Origin of the sequence: Rhodococcus sp. O3 (genome assembly GCF_048897285.1) — a bacterium.
In the GTDB taxonomy this organism is placed as follows: Bacteria; Actinomycetota; Actinomycetes; order Mycobacteriales; family Mycobacteriaceae; genus Rhodococcus.
Genome location: NZ_JBMBTE010000006.1, coordinates 25,636 through 41,853, shown reverse-complemented (window position 1 = coordinate 41,853; position 16,218 = coordinate 25,636). Strand labels below are relative to the sequence as shown.

At 69.2% G+C, this 16,218-nt stretch carries 18 protein-coding genes and 1 pseudogene; 10 read left to right on the top strand and 9 right to left on the bottom strand.

Annotated elements, in window-relative coordinates:
• Positions 1 to 39: 39 nt before the first annotated feature.
• Entirely contained in the window at positions 40 to 1,764 is a 1,725-nt protein-coding gene (locus ACN675_RS03685; protein ID WP_420749561.1) for a DEAD/DEAH box helicase, read from the top strand.
• Positions 1,765 to 1,885: 121 nt separating this feature from the next.
• On the opposite strand, the gene ACN675_RS03680 is transcribed toward ACN675_RS03685, so the two are convergent.
• Positions 1,886 to 2,086, bottom strand: a complete 201-nt coding sequence (locus ACN675_RS03680) for a DUF7455 domain-containing protein (RefSeq protein ID WP_197256691.1) — start codon at positions 2,084 to 2,086, stop codon at positions 1,886 to 1,888.
• Between the two features lie 219 nt (positions 2,087 to 2,305).
• Here ACN675_RS03680 and ACN675_RS03675 point away from each other — a divergent pair, with 219 nt between their 5' ends.
• From ACN675_RS03675 to ACN675_RS03665, 3 genes are all read left to right on the top strand, one after another.
• On the top strand, positions 2,306 to 2,650 hold the full coding sequence (locus tag ACN675_RS03675) for a DUF952 domain-containing protein (RefSeq protein ID WP_420749560.1): 345 nt from the start codon (positions 2,306 to 2,308) through the stop codon (positions 2,648 to 2,650).
• 99 nt (positions 2,651 to 2,749) lie between these two features.
• Complete coding sequence (locus ACN675_RS03670; protein WP_420749559.1) at positions 2,750 to 3,232, top strand: cation:proton antiporter regulatory subunit; 483 nt, start codon at positions 2,750 to 2,752, stop codon at positions 3,230 to 3,232.
• 9 nt (positions 3,233 to 3,241) lie between these two features.
• Entirely contained in the window at positions 3,242 to 4,450 is a 1,209-nt protein-coding gene (locus tag ACN675_RS03665; RefSeq protein WP_420749558.1) for a cation:proton antiporter, read from the top strand.
• Between the two features lie 66 nt (positions 4,451 to 4,516).
• Here the strand turns inward: ACN675_RS03665 and ACN675_RS03660 are convergent, their stop codons facing one another.
• Both ACN675_RS03660 and ppgK read right to left on the bottom strand, forming a co-directional pair.
• Positions 4,517 to 5,887, bottom strand: coding sequence for an RNA polymerase sigma factor (locus ACN675_RS03660; RefSeq protein ID WP_420749557.1), 1,371 nt, complete (start codon positions 5,885 to 5,887; stop codon positions 4,517 to 4,519).
• A 134-nt stretch (positions 5,888 to 6,021) separates the two neighbouring features.
• Positions 6,022 to 6,798, bottom strand: coding sequence for a polyphosphate--glucose phosphotransferase (gene ppgK / locus ACN675_RS03655; protein WP_420749556.1), 777 nt, complete (start codon positions 6,796 to 6,798; stop codon positions 6,022 to 6,024).
• Between the two features lie 194 nt (positions 6,799 to 6,992).
• Here ppgK and ACN675_RS03650 point away from each other — a divergent pair, with 194 nt between their 5' ends.
• Positions 6,993 to 7,832, top strand: coding sequence for an inositol monophosphatase family protein (locus ACN675_RS03650; RefSeq protein WP_420749609.1), 840 nt, complete (start codon positions 6,993 to 6,995; stop codon positions 7,830 to 7,832).
• Between the two features lie 3 nt (positions 7,833 to 7,835).
• Here the strand turns inward: ACN675_RS03650 and cei are convergent, their stop codons facing one another.
• On the bottom strand, positions 7,836 to 8,519 hold the full coding sequence (cei, locus tag ACN675_RS03645; RefSeq protein ID WP_420749555.1) for an envelope integrity protein Cei: 684 nt from the start codon (positions 8,517 to 8,519) through the stop codon (positions 7,836 to 7,838).
• A 395-nt stretch (positions 8,520 to 8,914) separates the two neighbouring features.
• On the opposite strand from cei, the gene ACN675_RS03640 reads away from it, so the two are divergent.
• Positions 8,915 to 9,217: a DUF4193 domain-containing protein gene (locus tag ACN675_RS03640; protein ID WP_068162126.1), complete on the top strand. Its 303-nt coding sequence runs from the start codon at positions 8,915 to 8,917 to the stop codon at positions 9,215 to 9,217.
• A 61-nt stretch (positions 9,218 to 9,278) separates the two neighbouring features.
• Here ACN675_RS03640 and ACN675_RS03635 read toward each other — a convergent pair whose 3' ends face one another.
• Positions 9,279 to 9,782: a DUF3093 domain-containing protein gene (locus tag ACN675_RS03635; RefSeq protein ID WP_420749554.1), complete on the bottom strand. Its 504-nt coding sequence runs from the start codon at positions 9,780 to 9,782 to the stop codon at positions 9,279 to 9,281.
• Between the two features lie 41 nt (positions 9,783 to 9,823).
• On the opposite strand from ACN675_RS03635, the gene dut reads away from it, so the two are divergent.
• Together dut and ACN675_RS03625 are read left to right on the top strand one after the other, a co-directional pair.
• Positions 9,824 to 10,294 carry a dUTP diphosphatase gene (gene dut, locus ACN675_RS03630; RefSeq protein WP_420749553.1) on the top strand — a complete coding sequence of 157 codons (471 nt, stop codon included), beginning with the start codon at positions 9,824 to 9,826 and terminating at the stop codon, positions 10,292 to 10,294.
• Position 10,295: 1 nt separating this feature from the next.
• The gene (locus ACN675_RS03625; RefSeq protein ID WP_420749552.1) at positions 10,296 to 11,141 is read left to right on the top strand and encodes a DUF3710 domain-containing protein; all 846 of its coding nucleotides are present in this window, start codon (positions 10,296 to 10,298) and stop codon (positions 11,139 to 11,141) included.
• 70 nt (positions 11,142 to 11,211) lie between these two features.
• Here ACN675_RS03625 and ACN675_RS03620 read toward each other — a convergent pair whose 3' ends face one another.
• Together ACN675_RS03620 and ACN675_RS03615 are read right to left on the bottom strand one after the other, a co-directional pair.
• The gene (locus ACN675_RS03620) at positions 11,212 to 12,597 is read right to left on the bottom strand and encodes a WS/DGAT domain-containing protein (protein WP_420749551.1); all 1,386 of its coding nucleotides are present in this window, start codon (positions 12,595 to 12,597) and stop codon (positions 11,212 to 11,214) included.
• A 23-nt stretch (positions 12,598 to 12,620) separates the two neighbouring features.
• Positions 12,621 to 13,391 (bottom strand): alpha/beta fold hydrolase, encoded by a 771-nt coding sequence (locus ACN675_RS03615; RefSeq protein ID WP_420749550.1) that lies wholly within the window; start codon positions 13,389 to 13,391, stop codon positions 12,621 to 12,623.
• Positions 13,392 to 13,527: 136 nt separating this feature from the next.
• Between ACN675_RS03615 and ACN675_RS03610 the strand changes: the two genes are divergently transcribed.
• Both ACN675_RS03610 and ACN675_RS03605 read left to right on the top strand, forming a co-directional pair.
• Complete coding sequence (locus tag ACN675_RS03610) at positions 13,528 to 13,902, top strand: OB-fold nucleic acid binding domain-containing protein (RefSeq protein WP_197252645.1); 375 nt, start codon at positions 13,528 to 13,530, stop codon at positions 13,900 to 13,902.
• Between the two features lie 130 nt (positions 13,903 to 14,032).
• Complete coding sequence (locus ACN675_RS03605; RefSeq protein WP_420749549.1) at positions 14,033 to 14,695, top strand: DUF3159 domain-containing protein; 663 nt, start codon at positions 14,033 to 14,035, stop codon at positions 14,693 to 14,695.
• Between the two features lie 16 nt (positions 14,696 to 14,711).
• On the opposite strand, the gene ACN675_RS03600 is transcribed toward ACN675_RS03605, so the two are convergent.
• Positions 14,712 to 15,506 carry a potassium channel family protein gene (locus ACN675_RS03600; RefSeq protein ID WP_420749548.1) on the bottom strand — a complete coding sequence of 265 codons (795 nt, stop codon included), beginning with the start codon at positions 15,504 to 15,506 and terminating at the stop codon, positions 14,712 to 14,714.
• A gap of 199 nt (positions 15,507 to 15,705) precedes the next feature.
• A pseudogene (locus tag ACN675_RS03595) lies at positions 15,706 to 16,029 on the bottom strand (potassium channel family protein); the annotation flags it as partial.
• Between the last annotated feature and the right edge of the window lie 189 nt (positions 16,030 to 16,218).

The window sequence follows — 16,218 nt, the reverse complement described above, 5'->3', positions numbered from 1 at the left end:
GCCGGCCGATCGTGAGCGGAGAAGGAGCACAAGCAACAGGTGAGCACCGAAACCGTAGGCCCTGCCACGACTTCCGCCCCTGCAGGGCAGCTGCGCGCATGGCAGCGGCGAGCCCTGACCAAGTACCTGGCGACCGGACCGCGGGACTTCCTGGCTGTCGCGACGCCCGGCGCCGGCAAGACGACGTTCGCGCTGCGCGTCGCCGCCGAGTTGCTGCGGGACCGCACCGTCGACCAGATCACCGTCGTCGCTCCCACCGAGCACCTCAAGCACCAGTGGGCGGCGTCGGCGGCACGCAGCGGCATCGCACTCGACTCGAACTTCACCAACTCGACCGGGCAGACGTCGAGCGACTACCAGGGTGTCGTGGTGACCTACGCGCAGGTGGCGTCGCACCCGTTCAAACATCGCGTGCGCACCGAAGCACGCCGGACGCTGGTCATCCTCGACGAGATCCACCACGGCGGCGACGCGAAGAGCTGGGGCGAGGGCATTCTCGAGGCCTTCGGTGACGCCACCCGCCGGCTCGCCCTGACGGGAACGCCCTTCCGCAGCGACGACAGCGCCATTCCGTTCGTGACGTACGAGCCGAACGACGAGGGGCTCATGCAGTCCAAGGCGGACCACTCGTACGGGTACGCGGACGCGCTGGCCGACGGCGTCGTCCGGCCGGTCGTGTTCCTCGCCTACTCGGGTGAGGCGCGGTGGCGCACGAGCGCGGGGGAGGAGTTCACCGCGCGGCTCGGGGAGCCGCTCAGCGCCGAGCAGACGGCACGGGCGTGGCGCACCGCGCTCGATCCGGCCGGTGACTGGATCCCTGCGGTCCTCGCCGCCGCCAACACGCGGCTCGAGCAGTTGCGCGCGGGCGGGATGCCCGACGCCGGTGGCCTGGTCATCGCGACCGATCAGACGGTGGCGCGCGCCTACGCGAAGATCCTCGAACAACTCACCGGCGAGATGCCGGCCGTCGTGCTGTCCGACGACCCGACCGCCTCCGATCGAATCTCCCGGTTCAGCGACGGGGACCAGCGGTGGATGGTCGCCGTGCGAATGGTGTCCGAAGGCGTCGACGTGCCGCGGCTCGCGGTCGGGGTGTATGCGACGAGCGCGTCGACGCCGCTGTTCTTCGCCCAGGCCATCGGCCGGTTCGTGCGGTCACGGCGCAAGGGCGAGACGGCCAGCGTGTTCCTTCCGTCGGTGCCGGTGCTCCTCGACCTGGCGGCCCAGCTCGAAGCCCAGCGCGACCACGTGCTCGGCAAGCCGCACCGGGAGAAGGAAGGTTTCGACGACGAACTGCTCGCCGACGCGAACCGGCGCAAGGACGAACCGGGTGAGGAGGAGAAGGCCTTCACCTCCCTCGGCGCGGACGCCGAACTCGACCAGGTCATCTACGACGGTTCCTCGTTCGGAACGGCCACGTTCGCCGGGAGCGACGAGGAAGCCGACTATCTCGGGCTTCCGGGGCTGCTCGACGCCGACCAGATGCGTGCGCTGCTGCGCCAGCGCCAGGAGGAGCAGCTCAGCAAGCCGCGGAAGGCGGCGCCCGAACCGCCGCCGCAGGTCGTCGAGCGGGTCACCACCGCCGACACCCTCGCCCAGCTGCGCCGGGATCTGAACTCGCTCGTGGCGGTCGTGCATCACCGCACCCGGAAGCCCCACGGGGTCATCCACGGGGAACTACGCCGCCAGTGCGGCGGCCCGCCGACCGCACTGGCGACGGCGGAACAGTTGCGCGACCGCATCGCGGTGCTGCGCAGTTGGTGACGACGGCAGGCAGCTGGTGACGACTCCCGGCCGCCACCGCTACGAACGACGAAGCGGGCGCCCACGGTGTGGGCGCCCGCTTCGGGGGTCGGGTCCGAGCCGTACGGCTCCGGACGGCGGATCAGACGGTTGCGGTGGCGTCGTCCTCGGTGACGATCGTGGCACCCATCTCGCGGAGGCGGTCGGTGTGTTCCTTGGCGTGGTGTCCGCAGAACAACAGCTCACCACCGGTGGCCAGAACGGCGCGGACGCGAGCGGCGGCACTGCACCGGTCGCACCGGTCTGCAGCGGTCAACTTCGGGCTGGTCAAGGTACCGGGCATGACTCCTCCAAACTGGCCACCACTGAGTCGGTCGCCTGGGGTCTGGTCCGCCGCGCCGGGGTGGCGCGGTAGATCTACTCTGTCAGACGATGTGCGTTCATGTGTTGTTCCCCAAGGGGGACGATGGTGGCGCGTTTCACGTGAACGGCTCCAAAAGCCCAGGACGTGGACATATATGCCGAGTGTTTGTTCGCTCACAGCGCAGCGGAAGGAGTGCCGGTGACCGGGAATCTGCTACACATCTGCAGCCGTGACGAGTGGTCTGCCGCGCAGCGGGACGGGGTCGTGGCCCCGGAATCGCTGGAGGCGGTGGGCTTCGTGCATCTGTCCACGCCGGAGCAGGTGCACCTGCCGGCGAACCGTTTGTTCTCCGGACGCGGCGACCTGGTTCTGCTCCACGTCGCACCGGAACGGCTGTCCGATCCGGTGCGGTACGAGCCCGGTGTGCCCGGCGATCCCGAATCGATGCGCTTTCCCCATCTGTACGGCCCGCTGCCGGTCGGAGCGGTCGTGGACGTGACCCCGTACGAGCCGGGTGAGGACGGGCGATTCGCTGCTCTGTGAGCCGCGTCGCCCCCGGTTCCGCGCGCGCGGAACCGGCCGATCCGGGGCAGAGGTGAGCCCCTACTGCGCGCGGTCGCCGGGCAGTCCTACTCTTGCGGAATGAACGTCGACGTGACGCCGCTACCGGGCATTGGAGTACGCAAGGATTTCGAGCTGGCATCGGGGCGCCGGATCGGGGTCATCACCCACCGGGACGGCCATTCCGACCTGATCATCTCCAAGGCCGACGACCCGGACGCATGTGCCGCCTCCCTTCCTATGACCGTCGAGGAGGCGGCAACGCTGAGCAACCTGCTCGGCGCACCGCAACTCGTCGCCCAGCTCGAAGAGGACCACCGGGATCTGCCGGGGATCATCACCCGCCAGCTCCACGTCCACGAAGGCTCGCGTTTCGACGGCGCGGTCCTGGGCGACACCGCGTTGCGCACCCGGACCGGCGTCTCGGTGGTCGCGGTGATGCGCGCGGGACAGGTCGCGCCGTCCCCGAAACCGGACTTCGTCCTCACCGGAGGTGACATCCTCGTCGCAGTCGGCACCGCGGACGGCCTCGACGCCGCGGCCAAGATCCTGCGGAACGGCTGACCCGCACGCATGAATTCGACAAATCTCGCACTCATCGAACTGGGTGCGGTCTTCTTCGCGCTCGGGGTCCTGGGGCGTGTCGCCGCCAGATTCGGCATGTCCCCGATCCCGTTCTATCTCATCGGTGGCCTGTGCTTCGGTAACGGCGGATTCATCCAGCTCGGTGACATCAGCGAATTCAGCCACCTCGCCAGCGAGATCGGCGTGGTGCTGCTGTTGCTGCTGCTGGGGCTCGAATACACCGCCAACGAACTGGTCACGGGACTTCGCCGGTCGCGCACGGCCGGAATCATCGATCTCGTCCTCAATGCGACCCCGGGCGCAATCCTCGCGCTCATGCTCGGACTCGGTCCGATCGGCGCGTTCGTGCTCGCCGGCGTCACCTACATCTCCTCGTCCGGCATCATCGCGAAGGTCCTCGACGACCTCGGCCGGCTCGGTAACCGGGAAACCCCGATCGTGCTGTCGATCCTCGTGTTCGAGGATCTCGCCATGGCCGTGTACCTGCCGATCCTCACCGCGATCCTCGCCGGGGTGAGTCTGCTCGGCGGCCTCGAAGCCGTCGCGATCTCCCTCGGACTGGTCACCGTCGTGCTCGTCCTGGTCCTGAAGTACGGCCGCTACGTCTCGCTCGTTCTCGACAGTCCCGACCGGGAAACGCTGCTGCTGAAGCTGCTCGGCGCGGCGCTGCTCGTCGCGGGTATCGCCTCGGCGCTGCAGGTTTCGGCCGCAGTCGGTGCGTTCCTGCTGGGCATCGCCATCTCCGGGTCGACGGCCCACAACGCGTCGCGAGTGCTCGAGCCGTTGCGCGATCTGTTCGCCGCGATCTTCTTCGTGTTCTTCGGCCTCAACACCGACCCGACGGCGATTCCGCCGGTACTCGGGTGGGCGGTGCTGCTGGCCGTCGTCACGTCGCTGACGAAGCTCGCGACCGGGTGGATCGCCGCACGCCAACACGGCATCGCCGTCATGGGCCGCGCCCGCGCGGGGGCTGCGCTCATCGCACGCGGTGAGTTCTCCATCGTGATCGCGGGGCTGGGCGTCGCGTCCGGTCACGTCGACAGCAAACTCGCGGCGATCGCGTCCGCCTACGTGATGATCACCGCGGTGCTCGGCCCGGTCGCGGCACGCGTCGTCGAACCCGTGATGCGCGCCGTGGGGAGCCGCCGATCCGGGCAGCCGGCCAAGACACCCGGACCCGAGCCGGATCGTCTCTGACCACCTCGGAATGCAGTCAGGGCCACCCTTCCGGGTGGCCCTGACTGCATTCCGAGGTGGGGTGCTCTAGTCGAGGTAGTCGCGCAGCACCTGCGAGCGGGACGGGTGCCGCAGCTTCGACATCGTCTTCGACTCGATCTGGCGGATGCGTTCACGCGTCACGCCGTAGACCTGGCCGATCTCGTCGAGCGTGCGGGGCTGGCCGTCGGTGAGGCCGAACCGCAGGCGCACGACACCGGCCTCGCGCTCGGACAGGGTCTCGAGTACCGACTGCAGCTGATCCTGCAGCAACGTGAAGGACACGGCATCGACTGCCACGACGGCCTCGGAGTCCTCGATGAAGTCGCCGAGCTGGCTGTCGCCCTCGTCGCCGATCGTCTGGTCGAGCGAGATGGGTTCACGCGCGTACTGCTGGATCTCCAGCACCTTCTCCGGCGTGATGTCCATTTCCTTGGCGAGCTCCTCCGGCGTGGGTTCACGACCCAGATCCTGGAGCAGCTCACGCTGGATACGGCCGAGCTTGTTGATGACCTCGACCATGTGCACGGGAATACGGATGGTGCGGGCCTGGTCGGCCATCGCGCGGGTGATGGCCTGACGGATCCACCACGTCGCGTACGTGGAGAACTTGTAGCCCTTGGTGTAGTCGAACTTCTCGACGGCGCGGATCAGACCGAGGTTGCCCTCCTGGATGAGATCCAGGAACGCCATGCCGCGGCCGGTGTAGCGCTTCGCGAGCGAGACGACGAGGCGCAGGTTGGCCTCGAGCAGGTGGTTCTTCGCGCGGTTGCCGTCGCGGCAGATCCAGTTCATGTCCCGGCGCTGAGCGACCGGCAGCTTCTCACCCTTCGCGGCGAGTTCCTGCATCCGGTAGGTCGCGTACAGGCCGGCCTCGATGCGCTTGGCGAGCTCGACCTCCTCCTCGGCGTTGAGCAGCGCGACCTTGCCGATCTGCTTGAGGTAGGCGCGAACAGAGTCCGCGGACGCGGTGAGCTCGGCATCCTTGCGGGCCTGCCTCAGTGCCTCGGACTCCTCCTCGTCCCACACGAAGTCGCCGGACGCCTTGTCCTTCTCGCTGGGCTCGTCGGCGTCGGTGTCCTCCTCGACGACGACCTCCTCGGCACCCTCGAGGTCGTCCTCGCCGATGTCGAGATCTTCGAGGTCGGTGTCGTCGTTGTCGAAGTCCTCTTCGCCAGCCGCCTTCGTCGCCTTCTTGGCTGCGGCCTTCTTCGCGGTGGTCTTCTTCGCGGCCTTCTTGGCGGGGGCCTTCTTCGCTGCTGCCTTCTTGGCGGGGGCCTTCTTGGCTGCGGCCTTCTTCGCCGGCCGCTTCGTGGCGGGTGCGGTACCGGTCGCGGGGTCCGCGGCGGCGCCCGCGGCGTCCGAGACGGGTGCCGATTCGGCGGAAGAATCAGCGGTGTGGATGTCGGTGGCTGCCACGTACGCCCTTTCGTGACGAGGTAGTGCGGCGTCGCGCCAGAGTAGCTCCGGCGGAGAGGTCTGTCGGGATCGGACCGGTTCACGGCCGGCTGTGCACCATTGTAACGATCGCCGTGACGATCGATGTGCCGGACTCAGGGAGTGAGACCTGTTTCCGCAGCGTATGCGGCCCCGACGATGCCTGCGGTGTTGCGCAGTTCGGCCGGTACGACGGGCGTGGTGTTCGTCAGCAGTGGAATCCACTTGTCGCTCTTGCGGCTGATCCCGCCGCCGGCGACGAACAGATCCGGCCACAGCAGCGCCTCGAACCGCGACAGCACGCGGGAAACCTCCTCGGCCCACCGCTTGTAGGACCAGTCCCGGTCCTCCTTCACCTTCGACGCGGCGCGGTGCTCGGCTTCCTTCCCGTCGACTTCCATGTGACCGAATTCGGTGTTCGGGAGCAGCACCCCGTTGTTGAGCACCGCCGATCCGATGCCGGTGCCGAACGTCAGCAGGACCACGACGCCCTTCACGTTCTTCGCGGCCCCGAAGCGGTCCTCGGCGATACCGGCCGCGTCCGCGTCGTTGAGGACCGTCACCTCGCGGCCGCCGAGCGCCTCCGAGAACAGCGCGCGCGCATCGGTCCCGATCCAGGACGGGTCGATGTTCGCGGCCGTCAGGGCGACGCCGCCCCGCACCACGCTCGGGAGGGTCAGACCGACAGGCCCGCCCCAGCCGGCCTGGGCGACGATCTCGGTGACCGTGCCGGCAATTGCGGTGGGTGTCGCCGGTTGGGGAGTGAGGATCTTGATGCGCTCGCCCACCAGCTGCCCGGTGGACAGGTCGACGACGCCACCCTTGACGCCGCTGCCGCCGATGTCGATGCCGAAACCGAGATTCGCCGCGTCGGGGCGGGTTTCCTGCGTCATCCTCGTGCTCCCTGTCGTATGTGGATGGGCGTCGCTCGTGCCGTCACATTAGTGCGAACCGGGCCGGGGTGTGGGTGGTGTGCGGACGTGGCGTGTGTTCGGATGGGCGGGTGAGCGAATTCCAGCGACTCGGTGCAGCCGGCGGACTCCGGGGACCCGACGCAGCCCCGGTCGACTCCGACGATCACGAGGCGCTGCGCGCGGTGGCGGTGACGGTGGCGGCGGAAGCCGCCGCACACGTCCGTGCCCGCAGGCGCGAACTGTTCGGGTCGGATCCCACCGTCGAGGTCGGTGCGGTCCGGACGAAGTCGACGATCACCGATCCCGTCACGATCGCCGACACCGAGAGCGAGGACCTGATCCGCCGACGGTTGACGCAACTGCGCCCGGGCGACGGATTCCTCGGCGAGGAAGGCGGCGGGGATGCCGCGACGGGCGAGTTCCGCGTGCGGTGGGTCGTCGACCCCGTCGACGGCACGGTGAACTTTCTGTACGGGATCCCGGCGTTCGCGGTGTCGGTCGCCGCGCAGATCGACGGACTGTCGGTCGCCGGGGCGGTCGTCGACGTGACCACGGGCGACACGTACTCGGCGGCGGCCGGTCGCGGAGCCACGCTGACCACCGCGGACGGCACCGTCACGACCCTGCGTTGCACGTCGGTCACCGATGTGCGGCTGGCCCTCGTGGCGACGGGGTTCTCCTACGACGCCGACCGCAGGGCCCATCAGGGCCGCCTCGTCGCCGAGTTGCTGCCACGGGTTCGTGACATCCGGAGGATCGGCGCCGCCGCGCTCGACCTGTGCATGGTCGCGGCGGGCCGGCTCGACGCCCACTACGAGCACGGGCTGAACCCGTGGGACTGGGCGGCCGGTGCGCTCGTCGCCGCGGAGGCGGGAGCATCGCTCCGGCTGCCCGCCGGGTTCGGCGCCGACGGGGAACTCGCCGTGGCGGCCGCGCCGGGCATCGCCGACGAGTTCCTGACCCTGCTGACCGAGATCGGAGCGGACGCCCCGATCACGTCCCGGCGGAGGTAGCGCTCAGCAGCGTGCCGTGCGTGCAGCGGCGAGCAGATCGATGTCCAGCGGAGCGGTCTGCCCGTCGACCGGCGCCTCCCGGAGTGCCTGCAGGACCTCCTCGGCGTCGGCGTTGGGGGAGATCTCGCGCGAGTAGGTGCCCAGCGCCAGATCGACGGTGTCGTCGGTGCGGGTGTCCTGGATCAGTTCGGCACACGGCGCGACCAGCCAGACGGTGCTGGCGGCGGCGAGCCCGGCGGAACCGAACCGGATCTGACCGTGGCACTGCATGTTCTGATCGACGTAGACCGGGTCGTTGCCGGCCTGCACGTCGGGAGCGCTCGCGAACCCGTAGTCACCGAGCTGGGCGGCGACATGCGTGGCCTGACCACGTTCGCCGTTGGCATTGAACACGCGCACCCGGGTCGCGGCCACCGGGGCGGGTTCCACGTCGAGCAGCGTCGAGCGGCTCACGACCTCTCCGAGCGGTGCCGGCTCCGGCCCGCCCGGTTCGGTCGCCGCGGTCGGCGGGGCATTGCACGCGACCGTCGTGGTGTCCGGCTCCGACGACGAGAACACCGAGATCCAGACCACCATCGTGATCGCCGCCAGGATCGCGAACAGGACGGCGACCGGGGCCTTGCGTCGCCGGACGAAGGGCCGGCCGCGCTTGTCCGTCGCGCTGCCCTCGGTGATCAGGGAAACCACGCCGCCCTGCCTCTCGTCGTTCTGTGTGGGTGTTCTGTGTGGGTGCGGACATCACTGTAGAGCGGACATCACTGTAGAGGTCGCACCCGTGTGTCACGAGGAGGCGGCCGCGGTCAGGAATGTCTCGAGTTGCTGTGGTGTTGATGACAATTGATCGTCAATTCGCGCACACGCCCGAAACGGTCGAGAAATTCGCCTCGCCGTCGGCTATTGTTCGGCGGCCCGGTCGTCGAGGGAGGCGGCCACAAGGGTTCGGAAACGGAAGCTCCGGGTATGTCCGAGACCGGGACACCACCAGCGGGAACTTCCCGTGACAGTCGGGCGTTGCCCTGGCCGGAGAGCACCAACAGGGCTCGCCGGAAGAGCATCTGCACGAGGACTAGAGGTAAGAGGATATGGCGACTGACTACGACGCACCGAGGCGAACCGACAGCGACGAAGTGTCGGAGGATTCACTCGAGGAACTGAAGGCGCGACGCAACGAGGCGCAGTCCGCGGTCGTAGACGTCGACGAATCGGACACGGCCGAATCGTTCGAACTTCCCGGAGCCGACCTCTCCGGTGAGGAGTTGTCGGTCCGGGTCGTTCCGAAGCAGGCCGACGAGTTCACCTGCTCGAGCTGCTTCCTGGTTCACCACCGGAGCCGCCTCGCCAGCGAGGAGAACGGCGTCCTGATCTGCCGGGACTGCGCGGCCTGACGGCTGCACCGGGGACAGCGGGAGACACGGCCCCGCGGTCCCCGGAGAAACCGTGGCCGTGTCAGCTCTTCGAGGTGTCCGCACATCCCAAGGCGGCCAGCAGTTCTGCTGGCCGCCTTGTGCTGACCAGCCAATAGGGTGTCGGATCGTCCGGGTCGTTCAGGACGACCAGCGCCATCGTGCCCACCCACGGCCGATGGGAGACGTACGCTGCCGGATCGAGCTGCCGGCCCATGGCTGCACTCTTCGCGCTGGCGGGAACGACGACACCACGGGCGATCACGTCGATCGGCAGGTGAGCGCGGTCGACCACGAACTCACCGCCGACCACCCGGATCTCCTTCCGGGACAGCCACCACAGGATCCACACCGGAACGATCAGCAGGACCACGTAGGGCAGCCAATCCGGCAGGGCGCGAGCCGCCATGTTCAGCTCTGCGGCGAGCAAAGCGGCCACACCGAAGCCGATGGGCCACCACCACAGAGGCACCCACAGACGTTCGGAGTAGGTCGGGGAACCGGTCGCGCTGCCGGCGGCGGCCCCGGGACGAGATGATTCAGACACGTCGTTCAGAGTAGTCGCCTGCACGGGTAGTCTCGGTCCACGTGACCGAGCTACCAGCCATCCCGCTTCGCCGTCTCGACCCGGGAATCCCCGTGCCGCGTCGGGCCCACGCCGGTGACGCCGGCGTCGACCTGTGCACCACCTCCGACGTGACCATCGAACCGGGCCGGCGGGTACTGGTCGGAACCGGCATCGCGGTGGCGTTGCCGATCGGCACCGTCGGGCTGATCCACCCGAGGTCCGGCCTGGCCGCGAAGTTCGGCCTGTCCGTCGTGAACACCCCCGGCACCGTCGATGCCGGTTATCGCGGTGAGATCAAGGTCTGTCTGATCAACCACGATCCGGAACAGCCGATCGAACTGCGGCGCGGCGATCGCATCGCGCAGCTCGTCGTCCAGAAGGTCGAGCTCGTGGATTTCGTGGAGGTCGACGAACTCGACGGCACGACCCGCGGTGCGGGCGGATACGGATCGAGCGGCGGTCACGCCGGGCTCGTCAAGGAAGGTATGTGACATGTTCGGACGCCGTAAGAAGAACCGCGCCGAGTCCACCTACGACGACACCGCCTACGAGTACGACGAGCAGGACGACGAGGTCGGCGGTAATCCGCCCGCGCCGGGAACCGGTCCGTTCGACATCGACGACATCGGCGAGGACGCGATCGGCACGACCCGGCTCGACCTCGGTTCGGTTCTCGTGCCGATTCCGCCGGGCGGGCAGATCCAGGTCGAGATGGCGCAGACCGGCGCACCTCAGGCCGTGCACCTGGTGACCCAGTACGGCCGGATCACCGTGACGGCTTACGCGGCCCCCAAGTCGCCCGGCCAGTGGCGCGAAGTCGCCGGCGAGCTCGCCGACACGCTGCGCAACGACAATGCGACCGTGAGCATCGAGGACGGCCCGTGGGGTCGTGAACTGTACGGCGTCACCCCGAACGCCGACCTGCGGTTCATCGGCGTGGACGGGTACCGGTGGATGATCCGCTGTGTCGTGGCGGGACCGTCCGGTGCGGTCGCCTCGAACGCGCCGCTGGTGGAAATCGCGCGGGCGGTCGTCGCCGACACCGTCGTCCGCCGCGGTACCGATCCCCATCCGGTACGCACACCGCTCCCGGTTGTGCTTCCGAAGGTGTTGGCCGAGCAGCTCGCTGCGGCCGCCCAGCAGCAACAGCAGCAGGCCCAGCAACAGGCCCAGCAGCAGCGGCTTCAGCAGGGGCAGATGCCGGCCCAGCCGGGTGGACAGCAGGTCCCGGGCCGGCAGCCGGGAGCCCCGCTGGCCCCGCCTCAGGCGCCCGCGCCGCAACCGCCGCGACCGCGACGGGGTGAGTCCGGCTCGGCCATGCAGCAGCTCGGCTTCTGAAACCGGAGCTCGGCATCCGAACCCGGCCGAGCCGCAGCCCTGCGCATCCGCCGGATGCGTCGCCTCCGACTCACACCCCCGGCCGGACCTCCTCGAGGACCTCGGCGAAGGCCTCCTCGAACAACGTGGCGTAGCGCTGCTCGTCCGGCATCACGTCCGGTGAGGTGATCACCGTCAGGGTGAGGTCGTCCCCGAGGCCGAACAGCCCGTGGATGAGCGTTGCCTCCGATGTCAGCGGTGGGCAGCCCGCACCGAACAGGAGCGGACGCCCGGCCAGCGCCCACGGCGTGGCGTCGTTCACCCGGATGCTGGTGAGCACGGTATGCATGCGCGGGGCCGGGCGTGCCTCCAGGCGACGTCGGCTCGCGGCGAGTTCCCTCGGCAGCACGAACGACGGAATCGAGGTGGCGTCGGTCAGCCGGCGCAGGGAGGCCGCCGTCGCCGCCTCTCTACCCTCGACCAGCGACGCCTGCACCGCCGCGGCACGCTCCGGGATCGCGTCGACATCCGGATGTAGTAGGACGTTCGTCCAGCCGATGCGGTTGATCCCGAGCGACTCCGGTGCCGCCCCGACCGCGAGGGTGACGAACGCCGTCAGGTCCTGCGGGCACCGGCCCTCCGTCTCGGTGAGATAGCGCTGCAGGGCCAGCGAGATGGTGGTGAGCGCGAGCGCGGTCACCGTGACGCCCCGGGGCAGCGAACCGACCCGGCCCAGCCGCAGCACGAGCAGCGTCCGCCGGTCACCGGGATCCCGGTTGAGCCGGGTCGAGGTGAGCTCCGGTGCGGGCGCCGATCCGGCGGCTCCGTCCGCCTGCGCCTGCTTGGCGTCCCGCACCGCGGCGCGGATCGTACGGACATAGCGGATGGTCGCTCGAGGGGCACGCGCGAGCCCGCGCGCCGCCGCGAGCACGGGATTGACGCGCGGCTCCACCGGCCCCAGGCCGGGGAAGTGCACGGGTTCGGTGCCGTGGCCGTAGAAGGCCTCCCACAGGGGATGGACGATCGGCCCGGAGATCAGGGAGTGGTTCCCGCGGAACACCACGACCGTCGCGGGGCCGGTCGCGCCCGGAGCGTCGCGGACGCCGTGGAAGACGTCGAGCCGCCAGGCGGTCTCCCGCGCGTCGAGGGAATCGGCCGCAAGGTCCTCGAGAACGTCGAGCAGCGCCGGCCAGTTCAGTCCCACCCGGTCGTCGTGCACGAGTCGCTGCTCGACCGGCAGGTCGTCGGCCACCCAGTACGCATGGTCGAGATGCCCGGGGACAGCGAGGAAGCGCCGGTTCAGCTCTGCGTAGATCGGTGCACGCCGACGGAAGTGTTCGGTGATCTCCGCGGCGGTCGGGGGTGTCCCGGACCCGGCGTCGAAGACCCAGAAGTTGAGCGGATCGAGGTGGTGACCTCGATCGGCTTCCAGGACGTAGGCAGCGTCGATCGGCTGCACGTGTGATGTCAGTGACATACCGGAGGTATCGCGCGTGTTCGTCACGCGGTTACACGCTCCCAGACGGCCAGACAGCCCGTGCCGAGAATCGCCGGATCTGCACCGATCTCGGCGAGGGTGACGGTCGTCAGAGCGGCGCAGGGCAGCAGAGCGGCCCATTCCTGCGCGACGGCGAGCGGGTGGACCGCGTCGTCGACCGCGGCGGTGATCCCGACCGGCACCGTCACGCCCGCGAGTGCCTCCGCATCGAGTGCACGGAAGGCCGCGGCCTCCTCGAGCGCGGACGGCAGATTCGGCCACTGGGCACGCCAGGACCGCGACAGCTCCCGGCCCAGCCACGCCGGGCTCGATTCGACCATTGCCGCGACCACGGGTTCGAGCCCGTGCGTACGCAGCTCGTGCGCCGTCCACCGGGCACTGGCTGCGGCGGGTGCCTGCTCCGGGGAGCCGGTCCACGCCGGAAGCGCCGCCAGGACCCCGACCGCAGCGGACGGGTGCTGCGCCGCCCAGTGCAGGGCGACCGCAGCACCGATCGACACCCCGCCCGCGAGGATCGCACCCGTGCGGGCCTCCCGGTCGAGGGCGTCGAGATAACTGCCGACGACGCGGCGCGGGTCCGGGTCCACCGCGACGACGCGGATGCCGCGACGTTCGAGCGGGGCCCGGAACGCCGCGTCGGCGAACTGCGCGTCGGAGCCGGTTCCGGGCAGGACGACCGCGGTCAGCGGCAGGTCCCCGGCGGTTCGAGGTAGGTCCACGGCGGTTTGAGATAGGTCCCGGGTGGGGAACACAGTGGGATCGGCATCGGCCATGCGTAGATAGTGCCGAACGGGAATCGAGGGTCCCGCACCGGATGTGGTTGTAGGTCTCGATTCGGTCTACAGTGGCCGTCAGAGACCCCTATGTGCGGAATGCGATCCATGCCGCACCCGTTTCAGGAGCGCTGTTATGGCACCCGCCACCGGTTACTTCCGCCGACTGACCCGCCGGTTGACCGAGGACATCGAAAGCATCGACGCCGAGGAGATCGCGGAGTCGTCCCAGGCGACCGGAGCCCGCAAGGCCGCCGAATGCACGCGGGGCGAGGAAGTGACGATGTTCGGGCGTCTGCGCAGCGTCGAGACCTGTTCGAAGGCCGCCAGCGCGACGGTCGAGGCAGAACTGTTCGACGGGACCGACTCGGTCGTGCTCTCGTGGATCGGACGCCGCCGCATCCCGGGCATCGAACCGGGCAAGACGATCCTGGTCCGCGGCCGCCTCGGCGAACGCGACGGGGCGAAGATCATCTACAACCCCTACTACGAGCTGCGCGAACGAGTCTGATCCTCGGTCGCCGACTCCGGCGACAGCGCGCGGCCGGTGGAGCCGACCGCCCGGGCTCGTGATCATCCCCCCTGACATCACCCCCCCTGAGCGGAAGGTGCCGGTGCCGCGTTGTGGCACCCTCGTAGGAGTGAGCGACAGCAAGCAGCCGACCGTACTCGAGCAACTCGGTGGATTCAGCGGGTTGGTGTCCTCGACACTGCCGGTCCTGGTTTTCGTCCCGGTCAACGGCCTCTGGGGTCTGACCGCGGCGATCTGGTCGGCGATCGCCGTCGCGACCGCCGTTCTGGTGTGGCGGCTCGCGCAGCGCACCCCGATCCAGCCGGCGATCTCGGGTTTCATCGGGGTGGCGGTGTGCGCGTTCATCGCCCACCGGACGGGTGACGCCAAGGGCTACTTCCTGTTCGGGATCTACAGCAGCCTCGCGTACGGCGCGGTCTTCCTGGCGTCGGTGCTGGTGCGCTACCCGCTCGTCGGCGTGATCTGGGGAATGCTCAACGGCCAGGGCACCGGGTGGCGTGCCCACCGGGATGCGGTGCGTGCCTACGACCTCGCGACGGTGGCGTGGACGCTGGTCTTCCTGGCCCGGTACCTGGTACAGAACCACCTCTACGATGCCGACCGCACGGGCTGGCTCGCGGTCGCCCGCATCGGTATGGGCTGGCCGCTCACCGCGGTCGTGTTGCTGGTGACGCTGTGGGCCGTGCGTCGTGCCGATCGCATCGTCGAGCCGGCCGTCACCGACGAGGACGCCTCACTGCCGGGCGGCGAGACGCGCCGCGACGACAACTGACAGGAATCGGGTACTCCTAGAGCCCGATTGCCTCGCGCAGTTCCTGTTCGACCTCGACGGACGCGACGAACAGCAGTTCGTCGCCGCCTTCGAGCGGGTCGTCGGGCTGCGGCACGATCACCCGCTCGCCCCGCAGAATCGTCACGAGCGCCGCGTCGCGCGGCAGTGCCAGCTTCCGGACCGGCTTGCCGGCGAGTGCGGTCGTGTCGGGCAGCGTGATCTCGATGAGGTTGGCGCCCTTGCGCAGCGTCATCAGGCGAACCAGGTCACCGACCGAGACCGCTTCCTCGACGAGGGCGGCGAGCATCCGCGGCGTGGACACCGCGACATCGACGCCCCACGACTCGTCGAACAACCATTCGTTGCGGGGGTCGTTGACGCGCGCCACCACTCGCGACACGGCGAACTCGGTGGTCGCGAGCAGACTGAGCACCAGATTGGTCTTGTCGTCGCCGGTGGCGGCGATGACCACGTCGTAGTTCTGGAGTTCGGCCGCTTCGAGCAGGCTCAGCTCGCACGCGTCGGCGTGCACCCACTTGGCATCCGGTACCGATTCGGGTTCGACATGCTCGATTTTGCGTTCGAGCAGCATGACCTCGTGCTTGTTGCGGATGAGTTCGCGCGCGATCGAGCGCCCGACGGCGCCCGCACCGGCGATCGCCACCTTCATCGACGTGGTCCTCTCAGTCGTTCTCGGCGGGCGGGTTCGCGGCCAGCGCGAGCGCCTCGGCGACGGTGCCCGAAACCGCCGCGATGTACACCTGGTCGTCGGCCTGCAGCACCGTCTTGCGGTCGGGCAGCAGCCCGGCACCGAAGCGGATGATGAACGCGACCCGCGACTGTGTCGCGGCCTCGAGGTCCGTGACGTTACGGCCGATCCAGTCCTCGTGGAGGCTCACCTCCGCGACCGCGACCGTTCCGGTCGGGTCGCGCCAGCGGGTGGTCTCGGCGTCGCGGACGAGCGCATGCAGGAAGCGGTCCGTGGTCCACGGGACGGTCGCGACGGTCGGGATACCGAGCCGTTCGTAGACCGCGGCGCGCTTGGCGTCGTAGATGCGGGCCACGACCCGCTCGATGCCGAATGTCTCGCGCGCCACACGCGCGGAGATGATGTTGGAATTGTCACCCGACGACACCGCGGCGAATGCGTCGGCACGCTCGATTCCGGCTCGCACGAGCACATCCCGGTCGAATCCCATGCCGATGATCGTCTGACCGGGAAAGTCCGGGCCGAGACGCAGGAAGGCACTCGGGTCGCGGTCGATGACCGCAACGTCGTTCCCGAGACGGACGAGTGCTGCGGCCAGCGACGATCCCACTCGACCGCACCCCATCACCACCACGAACACGCTCGATCTCCGTTCCGCTGCTACGCCCGACCGGCAACGTCCATTGTCCGGCGGTCGCCGGGTTGCCGAACCGAAACCGTACCGCCCCGTGCGGTGATCGCGCGGGCAACCGAGCCGCCCAGGCTCCGCAATTCGACCATATCGGGCAGGGGAGCGGGTCGGGGGTCCATCGGA

What these genes read in the sequence shown, in the direction of transcription:
- ACN675_RS03680 (WP_197256691.1), bottom strand. Translation starts at nt 2,086, where the DNA reads ATGCCCGGTACCTTGACCAGCCCGAAGTTGACCGCTGCAGACCGGTGC.
- ACN675_RS03670 (WP_420749559.1), top strand. Translation starts at nt 2,750, where the DNA reads ATGAACGTCGACGTGACGCCGCTACCGGGCATTGGAGTACGCAAGGAT.
- ACN675_RS03665 (WP_420749558.1), top strand. Translation starts at nt 3,242, where the DNA reads ATGAATTCGACAAATCTCGCACTCATCGAACTGGGTGCGGTCTTCTTC.
- ppgK (WP_420749556.1), bottom strand. Translation starts at nt 6,798, where the DNA reads ATGACGCAGGAAACCCGCCCCGACGCGGCGAATCTCGGTTTCGGCATC.
- ACN675_RS03640 (WP_068162126.1), top strand. Translation starts at nt 8,915, where the DNA reads ATGGCGACTGACTACGACGCACCGAGGCGAACCGACAGCGACGAAGTG.
- ACN675_RS03625 (WP_420749552.1), top strand. Translation starts at nt 10,296, where the DNA reads ATGTTCGGACGCCGTAAGAAGAACCGCGCCGAGTCCACCTACGACGAC.
- ACN675_RS03620 (WP_420749551.1), bottom strand. Translation starts at nt 12,597, where the DNA reads ATGTCACTGACATCACACGTGCAGCCGATCGACGCTGCCTACGTCCTG.
- ACN675_RS03615 (WP_420749550.1), bottom strand. Translation starts at nt 13,391, where the DNA reads ATGGCCGATGCCGATCCCACTGTGTTCCCCACCCGGGACCTATCTCAA.
- ACN675_RS03610 (WP_197252645.1), top strand. Translation starts at nt 13,528, where the DNA reads ATGGCACCCGCCACCGGTTACTTCCGCCGACTGACCCGCCGGTTGACC.